At 63.3% G+C, this 16,079-nt stretch carries 18 protein-coding genes and 1 tRNA gene; 8 read left to right on the top strand and 11 right to left on the bottom strand.

Annotated elements, in window-relative coordinates; all coding sequences use genetic code 11:
* Positions 1 to 5: 5 nt before the first annotated feature.
* On the top strand, positions 6 to 638 hold the full coding sequence (locus AC2FMM_RS11790; protein ID WP_496796646.1) for a DNA-3-methyladenine glycosylase family protein: 633 nt from the start codon (positions 6 to 8) through the stop codon (positions 636 to 638).
* Complete coding sequence (locus AC2FMM_RS11785; RefSeq protein ID WP_496740536.1) at positions 635 to 1,300, top strand: alpha/beta hydrolase; 666 nt, start codon at positions 635 to 637, stop codon at positions 1,298 to 1,300. Before AC2FMM_RS11790 ends, AC2FMM_RS11785 begins: the two co-directional genes overlap by 4 nt.
* A 10-nt stretch (positions 1,301 to 1,310) precedes the next feature.
* Here AC2FMM_RS11785 and AC2FMM_RS11780 read toward each other — a convergent pair whose 3' ends face one another.
* Both AC2FMM_RS11780 and AC2FMM_RS11775 read right to left on the bottom strand, forming a co-directional pair.
* A complete protein-coding gene (locus AC2FMM_RS11780) occupies positions 1,311 to 1,736 on the bottom strand; it encodes a VOC family protein (protein ID WP_496678238.1) in 426 nt (141 codons plus the stop codon).
* Positions 1,737 to 1,767: 31 nt separating this feature from the next.
* Positions 1,768 to 2,373 carry a pseudouridine synthase gene (locus tag AC2FMM_RS11775; RefSeq protein ID WP_496796645.1) on the bottom strand — a complete coding sequence of 202 codons (606 nt, stop codon included), beginning with the start codon at positions 2,371 to 2,373 and terminating at the stop codon, positions 1,768 to 1,770.
* A gap of 212 nt (positions 2,374 to 2,585) precedes the next feature.
* Here AC2FMM_RS11775 and AC2FMM_RS11770 point away from each other — a divergent pair, with 212 nt between their 5' ends.
* Positions 2,586 to 3,173, top strand: coding sequence for an HNH endonuclease (locus AC2FMM_RS11770; protein WP_496678242.1), 588 nt, complete (start codon positions 2,586 to 2,588; stop codon positions 3,171 to 3,173).
* 2 nt (positions 3,174 to 3,175) lie between these two features.
* Here AC2FMM_RS11770 and AC2FMM_RS11765 read toward each other — a convergent pair whose 3' ends face one another.
* Complete coding sequence (locus AC2FMM_RS11765) at positions 3,176 to 3,640, bottom strand: disulfide bond formation protein B (RefSeq protein WP_496796644.1); 465 nt, start codon at positions 3,638 to 3,640, stop codon at positions 3,176 to 3,178.
* Complete coding sequence (locus AC2FMM_RS11760) at positions 3,637 to 4,215, bottom strand: YqaA family protein (protein WP_496689143.1); 579 nt, start codon at positions 4,213 to 4,215, stop codon at positions 3,637 to 3,639. The genes AC2FMM_RS11765 and AC2FMM_RS11760 overlap by 4 nt, the downstream gene beginning before the upstream one ends.
* Positions 4,216 to 4,360: 145 nt before the next feature.
* Here AC2FMM_RS11760 and AC2FMM_RS11755 point away from each other — a divergent pair.
* From AC2FMM_RS11755 to AC2FMM_RS11740, 4 genes are all read left to right on the top strand, one after another.
* A tRNA-Leu gene (locus AC2FMM_RS11755) sits at positions 4,361 to 4,446 on the top strand.
* A 425-nt stretch (positions 4,447 to 4,871) separates the two neighbouring features.
* On the top strand, positions 4,872 to 5,840 hold the full coding sequence (locus AC2FMM_RS11750; RefSeq protein ID WP_496678249.1) for a TAXI family TRAP transporter solute-binding subunit: 969 nt from the start codon (positions 4,872 to 4,874) through the stop codon (positions 5,838 to 5,840).
* A 113-nt stretch (positions 5,841 to 5,953) separates the two neighbouring features.
* A complete protein-coding gene (locus AC2FMM_RS11745; protein WP_496712009.1) occupies positions 5,954 to 8,563 on the top strand; it encodes a TRAP transporter permease in 2,610 nt (869 codons plus the stop codon).
* Positions 8,560 to 8,991: a universal stress protein gene (locus AC2FMM_RS11740; protein WP_496678252.1), complete on the top strand. Its 432-nt coding sequence runs from the start codon at positions 8,560 to 8,562 to the stop codon at positions 8,989 to 8,991. The genes AC2FMM_RS11745 and AC2FMM_RS11740 overlap by 4 nt, the downstream gene beginning before the upstream one ends.
* On the opposite strand, the gene AC2FMM_RS11735 is transcribed toward AC2FMM_RS11740, so the two are convergent.
* Genes AC2FMM_RS11735 through AC2FMM_RS11725 form a run of 3 tightly spaced genes read right to left on the bottom strand, consistent with a single transcriptional unit; the run spans position 8,988 to position 13,073 of the window.
* Positions 8,988 to 10,034, bottom strand: coding sequence for a lipocalin-like domain-containing protein (locus tag AC2FMM_RS11735; protein WP_496796643.1), 1,047 nt, complete (start codon positions 10,032 to 10,034; stop codon positions 8,988 to 8,990). The genes AC2FMM_RS11740 and AC2FMM_RS11735 overlap by 4 nt on opposite strands.
* Positions 10,024 to 12,429: an ABC transporter permease gene (locus AC2FMM_RS11730; RefSeq protein WP_496796642.1), complete on the bottom strand. Its 2,406-nt coding sequence runs from the start codon at positions 12,427 to 12,429 to the stop codon at positions 10,024 to 10,026. Before AC2FMM_RS11730 ends, AC2FMM_RS11735 begins: the two co-directional genes overlap by 11 nt.
* Positions 12,426 to 13,073 carry an ABC transporter ATP-binding protein gene (locus tag AC2FMM_RS11725; RefSeq protein WP_496796666.1) on the bottom strand — a complete coding sequence of 216 codons (648 nt, stop codon included), beginning with the start codon at positions 13,071 to 13,073 and terminating at the stop codon, positions 12,426 to 12,428. The genes AC2FMM_RS11730 and AC2FMM_RS11725 overlap by 4 nt, the downstream gene beginning before the upstream one ends.
* A gap of 163 nt (positions 13,074 to 13,236) precedes the next feature.
* Here AC2FMM_RS11725 and AC2FMM_RS11720 point away from each other — a divergent pair, with 163 nt between their 5' ends.
* A complete protein-coding gene (locus AC2FMM_RS11720) occupies positions 13,237 to 13,671 on the top strand; it encodes a potassium channel family protein (protein WP_496678258.1) in 435 nt (144 codons plus the stop codon).
* On the opposite strand, the gene cls is transcribed toward AC2FMM_RS11720, so the two are convergent.
* The 4 genes from cls to AC2FMM_RS11700 form a co-directional block, all read right to left on the bottom strand.
* Entirely contained in the window at positions 13,668 to 15,080 is a 1,413-nt protein-coding gene (gene cls, locus AC2FMM_RS11715) for a cardiolipin synthase (protein ID WP_496712014.1), read from the bottom strand. The genes AC2FMM_RS11720 and cls overlap by 4 nt on opposite strands.
* A gap of 75 nt (positions 15,081 to 15,155) precedes the next feature.
* Positions 15,156 to 15,302 carry a hypothetical protein gene (locus tag AC2FMM_RS11710; protein WP_496689024.1) on the bottom strand — a complete coding sequence of 49 codons (147 nt, stop codon included), beginning with the start codon at positions 15,300 to 15,302 and terminating at the stop codon, positions 15,156 to 15,158.
* Positions 15,303 to 15,455: 153 nt separating this feature from the next.
* Positions 15,456 to 15,905 (bottom strand): haloacid dehalogenase-like hydrolase, encoded by a 450-nt coding sequence (locus AC2FMM_RS11705; protein ID WP_496796641.1) that lies wholly within the window; start codon positions 15,903 to 15,905, stop codon positions 15,456 to 15,458.
* A gap of 27 nt (positions 15,906 to 15,932) precedes the next feature.
* Positions 15,933 to 16,076, bottom strand: a complete 144-nt coding sequence (locus tag AC2FMM_RS11700; protein ID WP_496796640.1) for a hypothetical protein — start codon at positions 16,074 to 16,076, stop codon at positions 15,933 to 15,935.
* Positions 16,077 to 16,079 lie beyond the last annotated feature (3 nt).

The raw sequence follows: 16,079 nt of genomic DNA, 5'->3' as shown, positions 1-16,079 counted from the left end.
CCGCCATGACCGTTGGTCGAATTATCGAGACACCAGAATGCGTTGCGGAAGGGGCCGAGTGGCTGTCTGACACCTGTCCGCGCATGGCGCACGCGATCGAACTGACCCGCCCGTTGCCCCTGCGCCGCCGGCCTGACGGTTTCGCGCAACTGCTCAGCGCCATCGTCAGCCAGCAGGTCAGCGTGGCCTCGGCCAACGCGATTTGGGGGCGGATGCAGCAGGCCGGCCTGACCGGGCCGCGCAAGATCAAGTGGGCCACCGACGATGACCTGCGCGCAGTCGGGCTGAGCCGTCAGAAGATCCGCTATGCCCGGGCGCTGGCCGAGGCGCGGATCGACTACAAAGCCCTGCGCGAGGTACCCGATAACGTGGTCATTGCGACGCTGACCCAAGTGCCGGGCATCGGGGTCTGGACGGCCGAGATTTATGCCATGTTCTCGCTGGGGCGCGCGGATGTGATCGCGCCGGGTGATCTGGCCCTGCAGGAGGCTGCACGGATGCTGTACGACCTGTCAGATCGGCCGACCGACAAGGCGCTGCGGCAGATGGCCGAGGCGTGGTCGCCGTGGCGGTCGGTTGCAGCCCGGGTTCTGTGGGCCTATTACCGCGTGGCCAAGGATAGGGAAGGGATCAGATGACAAGGGTTTTGAACGCGCTCCGCAAAGAGCCGGTTTCGGGCGACACGCGCTCGGTCGTGGTGTTCGTGCATGGCTATGGCGCCAACGGGGCCGATCTGCTGGGGCTTGCGGATGTTCTGGGCGAACACCTGCCCGACACGCTGTTCGTGGCCCCCGACGCACCCGAGCAGATCCCCGGCATGCCCAACGGCTTCCAGTGGTTTCCGATCCCGTGGATCGACGGTTCGTCCGAGGAGGAGGCCCGGCGCGGCATGGAAATGGCGGTCGAGGATTTCAACGCCTTTCTCGACGCCCTGATGGTGGACGAGGACGTGCTGCCCGAGCAGGTGGTGCTGTTCGGCTTTTCCCAAGGCACGATGATGAGCCTGCACGTGGCCCCGCGCCGCGAAGACCCGGTGGCTGGCGTGATCGCGTTTTCCGGCCGCCTGTTGGAGCCTGACCTGCTGGCCGACGAGGTGGTCAGCCGGATGCCCGTGCTGCTGGTTCATGGCGATGCCGATGACATGGTGCCGCCGCAATCGCTACCCGAGGCCGCCGAGGCCCTGCAGCGCGCGGGTTTCAAGGAGGTCTATGCCCACATCATGAAGGGCACCGGCCATGGAATCGCACCCGACGGGCTGGGCGTCGCGCTGGCCTTCATGCGCGACAAGCTGAGCCTGTGACTGGGTAGAGTCACCCCCACAGGTGACCCTCGGCAAATTCCACCGAATTTCCGGCCGGGTCGCGCACATAGAGCGACCGGGCCCCGTTGGGCCAGTCGAATTCGGCCTCGACAGGGACGTTCCAGTCCAACAAATGCTTGCGCATCGACGCGATCTGATCGCGCGTCAGGATCAGGCACACATGCCCCGAACCGCGAGCGCCATGCTGCGGCACCGGCAGGTCCGGGTTGGTCGGAGGCTGTTCTGTCTGGTCAGGGTTGAACAAAAGCAACACCGAGGCGCCGACCCGGAAGAACACGTGCCGGCCCTCCACGCGCTGAATGCGTTCCAAGCCCAGAACCTCGCCATAGAACCGTTCGGCTGCATCCAGATCATCGACATACAGCGCGGCCTCGAGAATGCCCGAAGGCGACGGGATTCCGGCTGCTACTTTCATGGCGACATGATATCGGACATCGCCGAAAAAGTCACCGCCGCGGACGCCTGTCCCGCTTGCGTTGGGGGGCGGTTTCCAGAACGGGCAACGGCAGACTGTCCCAGCTGCCGGGGGCGAGGTCGTCCAGGGTCCAGTCCCCGATCTTGGCGCGGATCAGGCGCAGGGTGGGGTGGCCCACGGCGGCCGTCATGCGGCGCACCTGACGGTTGCGCCCTTCGCGCAGGGTCAGTTCCAGCCAGCAATCCGGCACCGTCTTGCGGTCGCGGATCGGTGGGGTGCGCGGCCACAGGCCTTGGGGTTCGTCGATCAGCCGCGCCTTGGCTGGGCGGGTCATGCCGTCATTCAACTCCACCCCGTCGCGCAGGGCCCGAATGGCCGCTGCATCCGGGATGCCCTCGACCTGGACCCAATAGGTTTTGGGAATCTTGTGCTTGGGGTCCGAGATATGGGATTGCAGCCGCCCATTGTCGGTCAGCAGCATCAGCCCCTCGCTGTCGCGGTCCAGCCGCCCGGCCGGATAGACACCCGGCAAGTCTATGAAATCCGACAGGGTGCGGCGCGGCGAGTCGGCGTTTTGCCGGTCGGTGAATTGCGGCAGCACGTCGAACGGCTTGTTGAAACGGATGAACCAGGACATGGGGCTCGCATACCCGCGGTTCATCGCCAGCGCAAGCTGTGGATAACTCTCACGCGCTTGTTACGGCCGCTGCCTATCATGCTCCCGAGATATTGTGGAAACTCAGGGCTTGCCAGAGCTTTGCCACGATATATAGTTGAATCAAGACCGGGGCGGGTGCTCCCCGCTCTGGTGTCCCATACAGGCAGCCGAGAGCGAGGAGCGATTCTGCGATGGACGGAGATTTCAGGACCGAATTTGTCAGGGAGCCGGGTGCGCTGAAGCACCATCCGGCCTTGGTTTTGAACGCCGATTACCGCCCGCTGTCCTACTATCCGCTGTCGCTGTGGCCCTGGCAGGAGGCGATAAAGGCCGCCTGGCTGGATCGGGTCGATATCATCGCCGAATATGACGAGGTGGTCCGCAGCCCCAGCACGGTGATCCGAATACCGTCGGTGGTTGTCCTGAAAGACTACGTGAAACCCAGAAAGCGCGTGGCCTTCACGCGCTTTAATTTGTTTCTGAGGGATGAGTTCCGCTGTCAGTATTGCGGCAGCCGGGGCGAGTTGACTTTTGACCATGTGGTGCCGCGCGCGGCCGGAGGCGTCACCAGTTGGCAGAACGTGGTCGCCGCCTGTAGCCCGTGCAATCTGCGCAAGGGGTCGAAATCGTTGCGCCAAGCCGGGATGAGCCTGCGCAAGCCGCCGCGCCAGCCCGATGCCGAGATGCTGCAGAACATCGGGCGGAAGTTTCCGCCCAACCACCTGCACGAAAGCTGGATCGACTTTCTGTATTGGGATGCGGAACTGGACGCCCAGTAGGGTCAGCGCGCGCGCCAGGCGGCCAGCCAGACCAGAACCAAACCTGCGGACAGCAGTGCATTCCAACCGGCCATGGACAGGCCGAACATCTCCCACGGGATTTCGTCGCAGCGCACCAGTGGGGCGGCCATGATCTGTTCCATCAATTCTTCCGTCGACAGGCCGCTGATGCTGCCCGAGGTGCAGCTGGACGGGCCTTCCCATAGCCCGCGCTCGACCCCGGCGTGATAGATGCCGATGCCCGAGGTGGTAGCGGCGGCTGCCGCGCCGAGAAGCGGCAGGAGGCGTACGCCCGGCAGGGCGAAGGCCAAGGCGCCGATCGCGATTGCCGCGCTATGTGGATAGCGTTGCCAGATGCACATTTTGCAAGGCGCCATTCCACCGATGTATTGAAAGGCCCAGGCCCCCAGCAGCAATCCCAGGGATCCGGTGGCGGCCAGAAGAATGAGTGTGCGTTTGCGCGTCATACGTATTTCACCACCAAAAATCCGCCGATCAGCAGAAAGATGAAAAGGGTGAACATTAAACCCAGACGTTTTTCGATGAAATCGCGGATCGGTTCCCCAAAGCCCCAAAGCAGCCCGGCAACCATGAAGAACCGCAGCGCACGCGCCAGAATGGATGTCGCGATGAAGGTGCCCAGCGGCATGCCCGTCCAGCCGGACATGATCGTGATGACCTTGTAGGGGAAGGGCGTGACGCCGGCGGTCAGAACCGCCCAGAAACCGAAATCGTTGAACCGCTGGTTGAATTCTTCCATGGCGTGGGCCTTGCCCATGGCCTCGAGGATAGGCTGGCCCACGCTTTCGTAGAAGAAGGCCCCGATGGCATAGCCGAGCATCCCACCCAGCACCGAGGCAACCAGGGCCACGGTGGCGATCAGCCAGGCGCGCGACGGGCGCGCAAGAATCATCGGGATCATCAGAACATCGGGCGGGATCGGAAAGAACGAGCTTTCGATGAATGCCACGACGGCCAGCGCCCAAAGGGCATGCGGGTGATCGGCCAGACGGATGGTCCAGTCATACAGCGATCGCAGCATTTGCACCAAATTCCACTGTTCAAGTCTGACGAGGCAAATCATGTGCACGCCCCAGCGTCAACCTCTTGCGCTATCGCGCTGCCCTGTCTTTGGTGATTTTTGCCTCTGGACCTTCGCACGCTTGGGCGGTAATTCAATGCGCGTGGCCCAAGTGGCGGAATGGTAGACGCAGGGGATTCAAAATCCCCCGGTAGCAATACCGTGTGAGTTCGAGTCTCACCTTGGGCACCACGCTGAATTTTCACGAAAACACGAAAATGCGTTGACCAGAGCGGCGTTCGGCCCGCCGTTCCTTGCAACGACAGTTGTGGCGACGGGCATGGTGCGAACGGCCGTGACATAGCGGTGCGCCGGGTCGGCAGGGTCAACGGGCGGTTGCTGCGCCCACTTGCCGCGAAAGGCCGGCGTGCCGAGTCGTGTGGCAGGGGGGAATTATTCCGGCCCATCGTCACATCTGCGGCGGGTAGGGTGCCCCAAGGTCAGAAGGCTTGACAAAGCGTCAAGGTGACACAAACCTCGAACCTGTTGGGAGAAATTGGGAATACAGATGGTTGCATCCGTTGCATGACGCGTCGGATTGCCCTATCCGCTCGATCCCCGGACCGGGTTCTTGACCCGTCTTCCGTCAGAAAGCAAAAAATCTTGGGAGTCCTCAAATGATCAAGAAAAGCAAGCTGAGCCTGGGTGCGGTCGTCACTGCCGCGCTGATGGCCCCCGCGGCCTATGCCGAAGAATTCATCACCATCGGCACCGGCGGCGTGACCGGCGTGTACTACCCGACCGGTGGCGCGATCTGCCGTCTGGTGAACAAGGGCCGCAAGGAACATGGCGTGCGCTGCTCGGTCGAATCGACGGGTGGGTCGGTCTACAACATCAACACCATCCGCGAAGGCGAGCTGGAGTTCGGTGTGGCCCAGTCGGACTGGCAGTACCATGCCTATAACGGCACTTCGAAATTCGAAGAAGCCGGCCCGTTCGAGGGCCTGCGCGCCGTGTTCTCGGTGCACCCTGAACCGTTCACAGTGGTGGCCCGCGCCGATTCCGGCATCAAGAACTTCGAAGACCTGAAGGGTAAGCGCGTCAACATCGGCAACCCCGGTTCCGGTCAGCGCGGCACCATGGAAGTGCTGATGGAAGCGGTGGGCTGGACGACGGATGATTTCGAACTGGCCACCGAGCTGAAAGCCGCCGAACAGTCGGCCGCCCTGTGCGACAACCAGATCGACGCGATGGTCTATACCGTCGGCCACCCCTCGGGTTCGATCCAGGAAGCGACCACCGCATGTGACTCCGTGCTGGTCAACGTGACCGGCCCGGCGGTCGACAAGCTGGTCGAGGACAACTCGTTCTACCGCAAGGCCTCCATCCCCGGCGGCATGTATCGCGGCACCGACGAGGACGTGCAGACCTTTGGTGTGGGCGCGACCTTCGTGACCTCGGCCGATGTGTCGGAAGATGCGGTCTATGCCGTCGTCAGCTCGGTCTTCGAGAACTTCGAAGACTTCAAAAAGCTGCACCCGGCCTTCGCCAACCTCAAGCCTGAGGAAATGATCAAGGACGGCCTGTCCGCTCCGCTGCACCCGGGTGCCGAGAAATACTATCGCGAAAAGGGCTGGATCCAGTAATCCGGCTTTGACCCAAGACCGCGAGGCGCCCAACGGCGCCTCGTTTCCGCCGGCGGGAGGCCGGACAAAAAACAAAGCAGGCCAAGAACCGGCCGCGGGACGGGAGATTTTTAATGAGCGCTGACCCTCAGGGCAATCGTCCGCTATCCGAAGAAGAACTGCAGGAACTGGTCGCATCCTCGGATGCGGGTGCGCGTGATCCAGCGGGCAACGTCGGGCTGTTCTTGGCCATCGTCGCGGCGATCTGGTCGATTTTCCAGGTCATTCTGGCCTCGCCACTGTCGAACGTCATCCTGCCCGGCAGCATCGTCAATAACGCGCGTCAGTTCCACCTGGCTTTCGCGTTGTTTCTGGCCTTTGCGGCCTATCCCGCGCTGAAATCCAGCCCGCGCAACTACATTCCGATCCAGGACTGGATCATGGGCGTTCTGGGCGCTGGCGTGGCGCTTTATGGATATTTCTTCTACGACAAGATCGTGAATGCCGGCGGCCTGGCTGACGACGTGGACAAATGGGTCGCCCTGGGTGGTCTGCTGCTGCTGTTCGAGGCCGCGCGACGTGCGCTCGGCCCGGCAATGGCGATCATCGCGACGATATTCTTGGCCTATGTGTTCTTCGGCTCGTCCGAATGGGTTCCCGAAGTGATCCGCTGGAAAGGTGCCAGCCTCAAAAAAGCCATGAGTCACATGTGGATCACGTCCGAGGGCGTGTTCGGCATCGCCTTGGGTGTTTCGACCAAATTCGTGTTCCTGTTCGTTCTGTTCGGCGCGCTGCTGGACAAGGCCGGGGCGGGGAACTACTTCATCAAGATGGCGTTTGGCGCGTTGGGCCACCTGCGCGGAGGGCCGGCCAAAGCCGCCGTCGTCGGCTCGGCCGCAACCGGCCTGATTTCAGGCTCGTCCATCGCCAACGTCGTCACCACTGGCACCTTTACCATCCCGCTGATGAAACGCGTGGGGTTTTCTAGCGAACAGGCCGGCTCGGTCGAGGTTGCCAGTTCGGTCAACGGCCAGATCATGCCGCCCGTCATGGGGGCGGCCGCCTTCCTGATGGTGGAATACGTGGGCATCTCGTATGTCGAGGTGATCACTCACGCCTTCCTGCCGGCGGCGATTTCTTACATCGCGCTGGTCTATATCGTGCATCTCGAGGCCGTGAAGCGAAACATGCCCACCCTGGGCGATCGCGACGTACATCTGGCGCGCACGGTCGTGGGGATGCTGATGTTCTTCCTGGTGTTTGCGGGGCTGTGTTATGGCTCGCAATACCCGGTCGAAGCGGTCACCGCTTGGGCGCCGTCCAGCGCGGGGCTGATCCTCAGCCTGATCGTATGCGCGATCTATGTGGCCTTGGTCTATCTGGCCGCGCAGGTGCCTGACCTTGAGCCCGACGACCCGAACGCGACCGAAGTGAAGCTGCCGGTGATCTCCGAGATCTACAAGGCCGGCCTGCATTACCTCCTGCCGATCGTCGTTCTGGTGTATTTCCTGATGATCGAACAGAAATCGCCGGGTCTGTCGGCCTTCTGGGCGACGGCGCTGCTGTTCGTGATCCTGCTGACACAGAAACCGCTAAAGGCGATTTTCCGCGGGCAAAGCGATCTGGCGAATGCCTTTGTCGATGGGGTCGCCGATCTGTGGCAGGGCCTGATCGACGGTGCGCGCAACATGATCGGTATCGCGCTGGCCACGGCCACCGCGGGCGTGATCGTCGGCACCGTGACCCTGACTGGCGTGGGGCAGGTGATGGCCGATCTGGTCGAGTTCCTGTCCGGCGGCAACCTGATCCTGATGTTGGTCATGGTCGGGCTGCTGAGCCTGATCCTGGGTATGGGGCTGCCGACCACCGCGAACTATATCGTCGTCAGCTCGCTGATGGCGGGCGTTGTGGTGGAACTGGGCGCGCAAAGCGGCCTAATCGTGCCGTTGATCGCCGTGCATCTGTTCGTGTTCTACTTCGGTATCATGGCCGACGTGACGCCGCCCGTGGGCTTGGCCAGCTTTGCCGCGGCCGCCGTGTCGGGGGGCGACGCGATCAGGACCGGGTTCATCGCCTTCTTTTACAGCCTGCGCACCGTTGCGCTGCCTTTCGTGTTCATCTTCAACACCGACCTGCTGCTGATCGACGTCACCTGGGTCGAAGGGATCATAGTGGCCGTATTCGCCACGATTGCCATCCTCGTGTTCACAGCCGGCACGATGGGATATTTCCTGACCCACAATCGCATTTATGAAAGCGTCGCCCTGATCGCGATCGCCTTCGCGCTGTTCCGCCCGGATTTCTTCATGGATCGAATCTCGCCCTCGCATCTCGAGGTCGAGCCGGCCGGGTTCGTGCAGGCCGTGGGCGAGGCGGAGCCCGGCACGGAGGTGCGGGTGGTGGTCAGCGGGCCGGATTTCGACACCGGCAACTCGACCGAGACCACGGTCGTCGTCACCGTCGGGTCCGAAGCCGATGGCGCGGCGCGGGTCGAGGCAATGGGTTTTCTGCTGATCGAAGAGGACGGACTGGTTAAGATGGACGAACCGATGTTCGGCGCGCCCATTGCTGACAGTCTGGCCAATTTCGACTATTACGGCGACGAGCCGGTGCGCATCGCATCCGCCGATCTGCCTGTCAGCCAGCCGCCTAAACAGCTGATCTACATCCCGGCCATGTTGCTGCTGGGGTTGATCGCCTTCCTGCAACGCGGCCGTGCCGCCAGACAAGAGGTACCCGCATGAGCAAATCGGTTCTGTGCGCCGTAGACATCAGCAACGGCAAGATCGACGCCCCGGTCCTGAAAGAAGCGGTCAAACTTGCCGATCTGGACGGAGCGCAACTGGACGTGGTGACCGTATTACCGGATTTCGGTGAAAGCTGGGTGTCAGGATTCTTCAAGCCGGATTTCCACGAAAAAGCCACGCAAGAGGCCCATGACCAGTTGGTCGCCCTGTGCGAGGATGTGCTGGGCGCCGAGCGCAATGCCTCGATCCGGCATGTGGTGGCCACCGGCACGGCCTATCAAGAGATTCTAAAAACCGCCGAAAGCGCCGGCAGCGATTTGATCGTGATCGGTGCGCACAAGCCGGATTTCAAGGACTACCTGCTGGGGCCGAACGCCGCGCGGGTCGTGCGGCATTCGGATGTTTCGGTCTACGTCGTCCGCTAGGGCGGCGATCCATACCCCGTCATTTCAAGGTAGCCGCGCCCGACGTGGCTGCCTGACACGGTGACCGGCCCCTCCCAATAGGCAAATCGGGTGCCCATCCAGGCGCCGGAGTTCAGGGCGTTGACGCGAATATCGACCCCCTTGGCCGGTAGCGATATCGCCCATTCGGTCGGGATGTCGCGCCCGTCCACCAAACTGGTCTGCACGGGCGTGAACCGGATCTGACCATCGGGCAGGGACTGGCTGGTGCCTTCGGCATCGATCCAGGTCGCGGCCGTGAAATCGCCCCGCCCGCCGCGCAGCCGAAAGGCCATCATCTTGTCGCCCGTGTCGAATGTCAGCGAGAACCAGTCCCACCCGGACTGATCAGCAGCCAGCGGTTGCGAGGACCACTCGCGATCCAGCCAGCCTTCGCCGGTGACTTGCACATCGCGGTCGGGCAGGTGCAGTATCCCTGAAACCGCGTATCTGGGTTGCGAATAGTAATAGCTGGCTTGCCCCTCACCGGATTTGACCGAATACCCACCGTCGCCATGGAACACCAGGGGGCCTTCCGCCGCTAGGGTCAGGTCATAGCCGAAATCGGCCCCGTTGGCGCGCAGGGTCAACGCGTCGATGGTGTCGCCGCGCATGTGCCATTCGTCGATCCAGGCCTCGAACGGGTTGGCTGTGAACCCGGCCTGCCCGATGCCGCCACGCGCCAGGCGTTCGGCAAAGAAGTGGGTGTCCGGTGTCGTCAGGCCGGCATGACCCATCCACAGCTGTGGACTCTGCCAGCCGCTCTCCTCGAATGGCCGCAGCGCCGAACGGAACAGGGTCCACTGGATGCCATACTCCTGCCCGTCCGCGCCGGTCAGGTTGGCGGTCAGGTACCACCATTCGATGCGGAAGGTCGGGTGCGGGCCGTGATCGGCCGGGAAGTCGAAGCGATAGCCCGGCTGCGGGATTTCAAAGCCTTCGGCGCTGCTGCCCAGACCGGCAAAGCCTTGGGCAGATGCCGCAAAAGGGGCCAGCAGCAGAAAGACAAGCGCCTTAACGTTCATTGGCAAAAACCCTCAGCAGGTCGGCAGGTGGAACGCGGCGCAATCGCCACGCGGGCAGGGCGGCGGCCAGCAGGGCGGCGATGGCCGTCAGTACGAAAAGCTGCACCCAGGCCCAGGGAAACAGGAACATGGGCAGACGCCAGCCAAACGCCTGAACGTTGATGACCGACAGCAGGATCCAGGCAAGCACCAGCCCCAAGGGCAAGGCAAGGCAGGCGGTCAGGGCGGCCAGCAGCACGCTGCGCAACAGTTCCAATGCCGCCAGCCGAGGCCGGGTCAGCCCAAGCGCCCAGACCGGAGCGATCTGCGGCAAACGCTGTGTCCACAGTGTCAGCAGGCTGGTGAATATGGCGAATCCGGCGACGCCCAGTGTCAGCACGTTCAACGCCGAGGTCACGACGAACGTCTTTTCGAAGATCGCACGCGACTGCGCCTTGACGGTCGCTTGCGGCACCACGGCACCCGGGCCCAGGTCGAACCGCGCGCGCAAGGTATCGGCCAGAGGGGCAGCCTGAGTCGCGTCGATCCGTACGCCGAACCGGCGGTTTTCGGCCTCGGGCGCGATCTGATCGAACAGGTCCATGGCCACAATGGCCTGCCCAGTCGGATTGCCATAGTCGGAATAGACCCCCGTAATCGTCAATGTCTTGCCGGGCGCAAGGGGCAAGCGGTTGCCGGGCCACAGATCGGCGCGGCGGGCCAGTTGTTCGTTGATCAGAATACCCCCGCCTTGAAACAGCGTGTCCCAGACATCGGGGTCGCCGGCGACCAGCGGCCAGTGTTCGCGATAGGTCGGGTGATCGACGATGCCATACAGGAACAACGGCCCAGTTTCATGGGACAGCTCGACGTTGCGGATCGGCAGAACCGCCTCGGCGCGCGGCTCAAGCCAGGCCTGGATCTGCCGGCCTTGATCCGAGTCCTCGGCCGTCACGTACAGTTCCGACACCAACCGCTGATCGAGCCAGCCAAGGAAGGTCAGCCGAAAGCTGGATACCATCGTGCCCACGCCGATATTCGCCGCCAGCGCCAGCAGCAACGCCATCAACGCCAGAGACAGCCCCGGCAACTGCGTCTGCATGTCCGCCCAGACCCATTGCGCCACCGGCTTTCTTGCGCGCCGGCCAAAGACGCGCAGGGCGGTCGACACAAGTATCGGCAGCAGCAGCGCGCTGCCGGTCAGGATGCCGCCCAACAGGACAAAGCCCGCCACCAGCCCGTCGAACAGGGAATACGCGGCAATTCCTGCCGCACAGACAATCAGCCCGGTCAAGGCGCTGGCGCGGTGGCCGGTTCCGCCGCGCCACGCCTGTACGCCGGGTGCGGCCAGCAGAGGCAGTTTGGCCAGCCGCCACAACGCCTGTCCGCTGGCCAGAATCGTGCCGCCCACGGCCATCGCCAGCCCGGCGGCGGCCCATTCCGGCCGCAGGTGTAACTGCCCCTGGACCGGTGCGCCGTAAAGACCGCGCAGGGTGGCGGCCACGTCGGGCAACAACGCGCCAGCCAGCAGATGCCCCAGAATCAGACCCAGCGTTCCGCCGATCAGGGCAATTACGACCAGCTCGGCCAACATCAGCCGCGACAGTGTAGCCAGCGGCACTCCAAGCGCGCGCAAGGTCCGAACCATACCGCGCCGCTGCGCGAAGGCCAGCCCGACCGTGCCATGAACGATGAACAGCCCCACCGCAAAGGACAACAGCCCGAAGGCCGAGAGGTTCAGGTGAAAACTGTCGGTCAGGCGCGCCGTGTCGACTCGGCTGTCCGGGCCCCGGCGGCGCAGGTCGGGCGCAACCTGATCCAGCAACGGGCGCGCGCGGGGCTGGTCGGGCAGCACCACTAGGCGCGTCAGAATGCCTGACTGACCCAGAATGGCTTCGGCGGTGCCGATATCCGTCAGTACTAGATCCGGCGGCAGCGCCGTGCTGGTCAGGATCGGAGGCAAATCCCGCCGCTCCGAAAGCTGCGCGGCCAGATCGGGTGTAGCAAACAGCCGACCGGGTGTGGTCAGTACGGCTTCGGGGGCGGGTGGGTTCCCCTGCGGATCAGTCAGCGCAGGCAGGGCCGGGTAGGAGACCATGTCGACCCCCATGAGGCGCACGGATCGTCCGCCTGTGTCGATCCGGCCGTCCAGAACCGCGGCGACCTGCCAGCCCGAACGGCGCAGCCCGACGTAGGTTTCCAACGGGATGCGCCCCGAGGGATGGATCAACTCGTCCAGTTGCCCCAGCCCCAGTTGCGTATTGGCCCGGTCATAGCTGGCGCGCGCCTCGGCATTGATGGCCTGAACGGCCGACCACAACCCGGTCGCCAAGGCGATACCGGTCAGCAGGGTAGCCAATTGCACCCGGTGCCAGCGCCAATGCGACCACAGCGCCTGTAGGGCGGTGCCGATCATGCGATACGGCCGTTGGTCAGATGGGCCTGCCTGTCCAAGCGAGCCGCGATGGCCTGGGAATGCGTGACGAGCAGCAACGCGGCGCCGGTTTCCGCAACCAGCGCCAGCATCAGATCCAGCACCGCGGCGCTGGCGGTTTCGTCCAGGTTGCCGGTGGGCTCATCAGCCAGCAGCAGCCGAGGCCGAACCGCCAGGGCGCGCCCGATGGCCACCCGTTGCTGCTGTCCGCCCGAGAGGCCTTCAGGATAACGCTCGGTCAGATCGGACAGCCCCAACCGCCGGATCAGATGCGCCTCCCACTCGGGATCGTGCCGGGCTGCCAGCCGCGCATGGAACGACAGGTTCTGCGCGACTGTCAGCGACGGGATCAGGTTGAACTGCTGGAACACCAGCGCCACATGCGTCCGGCGCAGCGCCGCGCGGTCGGCGTCGCCGAGCCGTGACAAGGCGGTGCCATCCAGAAGGATTTCACCGCTGTCGAACCGGTCTAGGGTGGCCGCGAGGTTCAGCAGCGTGCTCTTGCCGCTGCCGCTTTCGCCGGTCAGGGCGAGGGTCTGCCCATGATCCAGCGACAGCGAAACACCGTTCAGAACCGGGCGCCCGCCGGGATAGGTTTTGTGGATATCGTGAAACTCCAGCAACATGTCAGGGCCTGTCATACTCCACCCCAGAATGTGCGGCACGCGGCGCCGGTGTCCAGTGCCCGAACTCCACGCTTTCATTTCGCCGCACGTGGACGTCCCTTGTGCCGGGCGCTTGATGCCGTCATTCTTCGAGTTCGGGGTTGGACAATTGCCGGAGTGAGACATGACATTGCTGCAACAGATCCTTTGGGGCAGCTTCTATCTGGGGCTGTGTTTCCTGATCGAGATCGGGTTGCTGACCTGGTGCGTTTTGGTGCTGCGCCGGCTGGACCAGAACTGGCAGAGCCGCAGCCGCATCCTGCGTACCGCCGGACCCATCGCCTTTTCCCTGGGTGTGATCGTCGCGGCGCACACGGTTCAGGTCTGGATCTGGGCGGTGGTCTGGGTTCTGGGTGACGTGTTGCCCGACTGGAACTCGGCGCTGTATTTTTCGTTGGTGACCTTCACCACGCTGGGCTACGGCGACATCGTTCTGGGGGAGGGGTTACGCATCTTCGGCGCTTTTGCATCCGTGACCGGGCTGCTGGCCTTTGGCCTGTCCACGGCCTTTCTCGTCGCGTTGATGACCCGGATGTTCGAAGAACACGTGAACCCCTAGAGGATAGGGGCGAACAGGCGGGCCAGCGGGGCCCCATGGCGGATATGCGGCGGCTGTTGGATCAGCCGGCGCGTCAACTCATAGCTGTTCTCGAAATCGGTGCGGAGCATGTCGGCCACGGCCTCGGCCGCGCGTTTGTCGAAGAACAGGGCCATCGCCTCGAAGTTCAGCCGGAACGAGCGGTTGTCGAGATTTGTGGTTCCGACGGCTGCCAGCGTGTCATCGACCACGAAGGCCTTTTGATGCATGAACCCGTCGGTATAGCGCAGGACGCGCACGCCGCAGTCGCGAATCTCGTCGAAATAGGCGAAGGCCGCCAGCCAGGGCAGACGATGGTCGATCGCGTCGGGCAACAGGATGCGCACGTCCACGCCCCGCAGGGCGGCATTCTTCAGCGCGGACATGATGTCGATGTCGGGCACGAAATAGGGCGAGGCAATCCACACGCGGTCGGTCGCCGCGGCAATCGCGGCGAAGAACATCATCGCCCCGGTTTCCGTGTCGTCGCCGGGACCGGTCGCCACCAGCAGCGCGTTCATGTTCCGGTCGGATTCGCTGCCGGCCCAGTCCAGCAGATCGATCAGGTCTTCGCCGCGGGCCCAGTGCCAGTCCTCGGTGAAGATCAACTGCAACTGGCGCACGATATGGCCAGTCATCCGGATGTGGGTGTCGCGCCAGCGGCCGAATTCGGGATCCTGGCCAAGGTATTCGATGCCGACATTGTGGCCGCCGATGAATCCGATCTCGCCATCGACGATCACGGTCTTGCGGTGATTGCGGTAATTCAGCTGGAACCTGAAATTCGGTCCGCGCTGGTCCCGTGGGTCGGCTACGTCCACACCGGCCCGGCGCAGCTCTTCCAGATAGGCCGATGGCAGGCCATAGCTGCCGACCGCGTCGGTCATGAAGCGTACATGCACGCCACGGCTGGCCGCGTCGATCAGCTTTTCCTGAAGTTCGATCCCAAGCGCATCGTCGCGCACGATATAGAACTGGATCAGAACGTATTTTTGCGCCCGATCGATCGCGGCGAAGATCGCCTCAAACGTCGCCTGGCCATCTACCAGCAGGTCCATGCTGTTGCCACGGCAGACGGGCAGGTGGGCTAGGGCCTCGAACGGCCTGGGGTTGATCGAAAGGCCGGTGGGGTCGGGTTTGGCGGCGTCGGAAAAGGCGCGAATGCCTTCGACCACGCGTTCGCTTTCCTTGCGTGCGATGTGATAACCGCGAAACCGGTGATGGCCGAGAAACAGGTACAGCGGAACCGCCAGAAAGGGCGCCGAAAGCAGAAACACCGCCCACCCGACGGCCCCTTGCGGCGTGCGCGCCGTCTGCGCCGCCCGCACCGAGAAAAACACCGCGACGCAATAGACGGCAAAGACCGATAGCGAGGCGATGAATGTCCACATTGGGGGCAACCCTTCCGCGCTTCAGTTCGATCCGGTGAAAACCCGGGACCAGTCCTTGGCCATGTCCACGATAACTCAGCCCATTTCCGGGCCTTTGTCCAGACCGTCGACAAGGCGCCCGATGTGGCTGTCGCGGTCATATGCCCATTCCCGTTCGGCGTCGGTGTGGTGGATCAGAACCCCCATCCGCGGCCCGTCGCCGGCGGTGGTCCATTCGAGCATTGCGAAATCACCTTACGAGTTTCCGACAGCCATGATGGGGCGTTTGCCAATCGTGCGCTCGGTGTTGATGGGCTTGCCCTCGTTGTCGTCGATGAACGCCAGCGCGGGCGTCTTCATGATCGTGGGCGCGCCATCCACCAGTTCGTAAACGCGTTAGGCATTAGTTCCCAGAACCTGGTTGGGGGGTATCCCGTAGGCATCCTGGGTAAAGACGCGCATGAAATGTACCCCGCCACCCGAGACGATATAGGTCGTGAACCCTTCGTCGCGCAGGTCTCTGAGCAGCTCGACCATGGGCTGATAGGTCATCTGGTCATAAGCCAGCCCCGTTTGGGGATGGCGCCCGGTCTGGAACCATTCGGCGACGGCTGCCAGGAACGCCTCGACGCTAAGGCCCGAATGCGTGGCGCTGACGACTTCGATCAGGGCGTCCTCTCCGCCCCTCAATGCGGTCTCGGCGTCGCCCCTGGCGGCGGCTTCCAACGTCGGCGTGCTCAGAATCGACGGGTCGTCGTGCGCCTTCTCAGCCAGTTTATCCATGACATAGATTAACTGGAAATAGACGGGCTGTTCTGCCCACAGCGTACTGTCATTGTCTAACACGGCCACACGGTCGGCGGGGATGACGTATTACTTGGTGCCCGGCGTAGTCACCGTATCGACGAAGGCGATGATCCGCTCTTTGCTGGGGCTATCGGTCCAACTGAGCAAGGGGTCGGCCGCAAGCCCTGCCGGCAGCGCAAGAAGGGCGAATGAAACAAGCTGTCGAAACACGAA

The organism is Ruegeria sp. BHSC043 (assembly GCF_059612985.1).
Note: the sequence above shows the minus strand (reverse complement) of the source record. Positions and strands in the feature narration are given on the sequence as shown.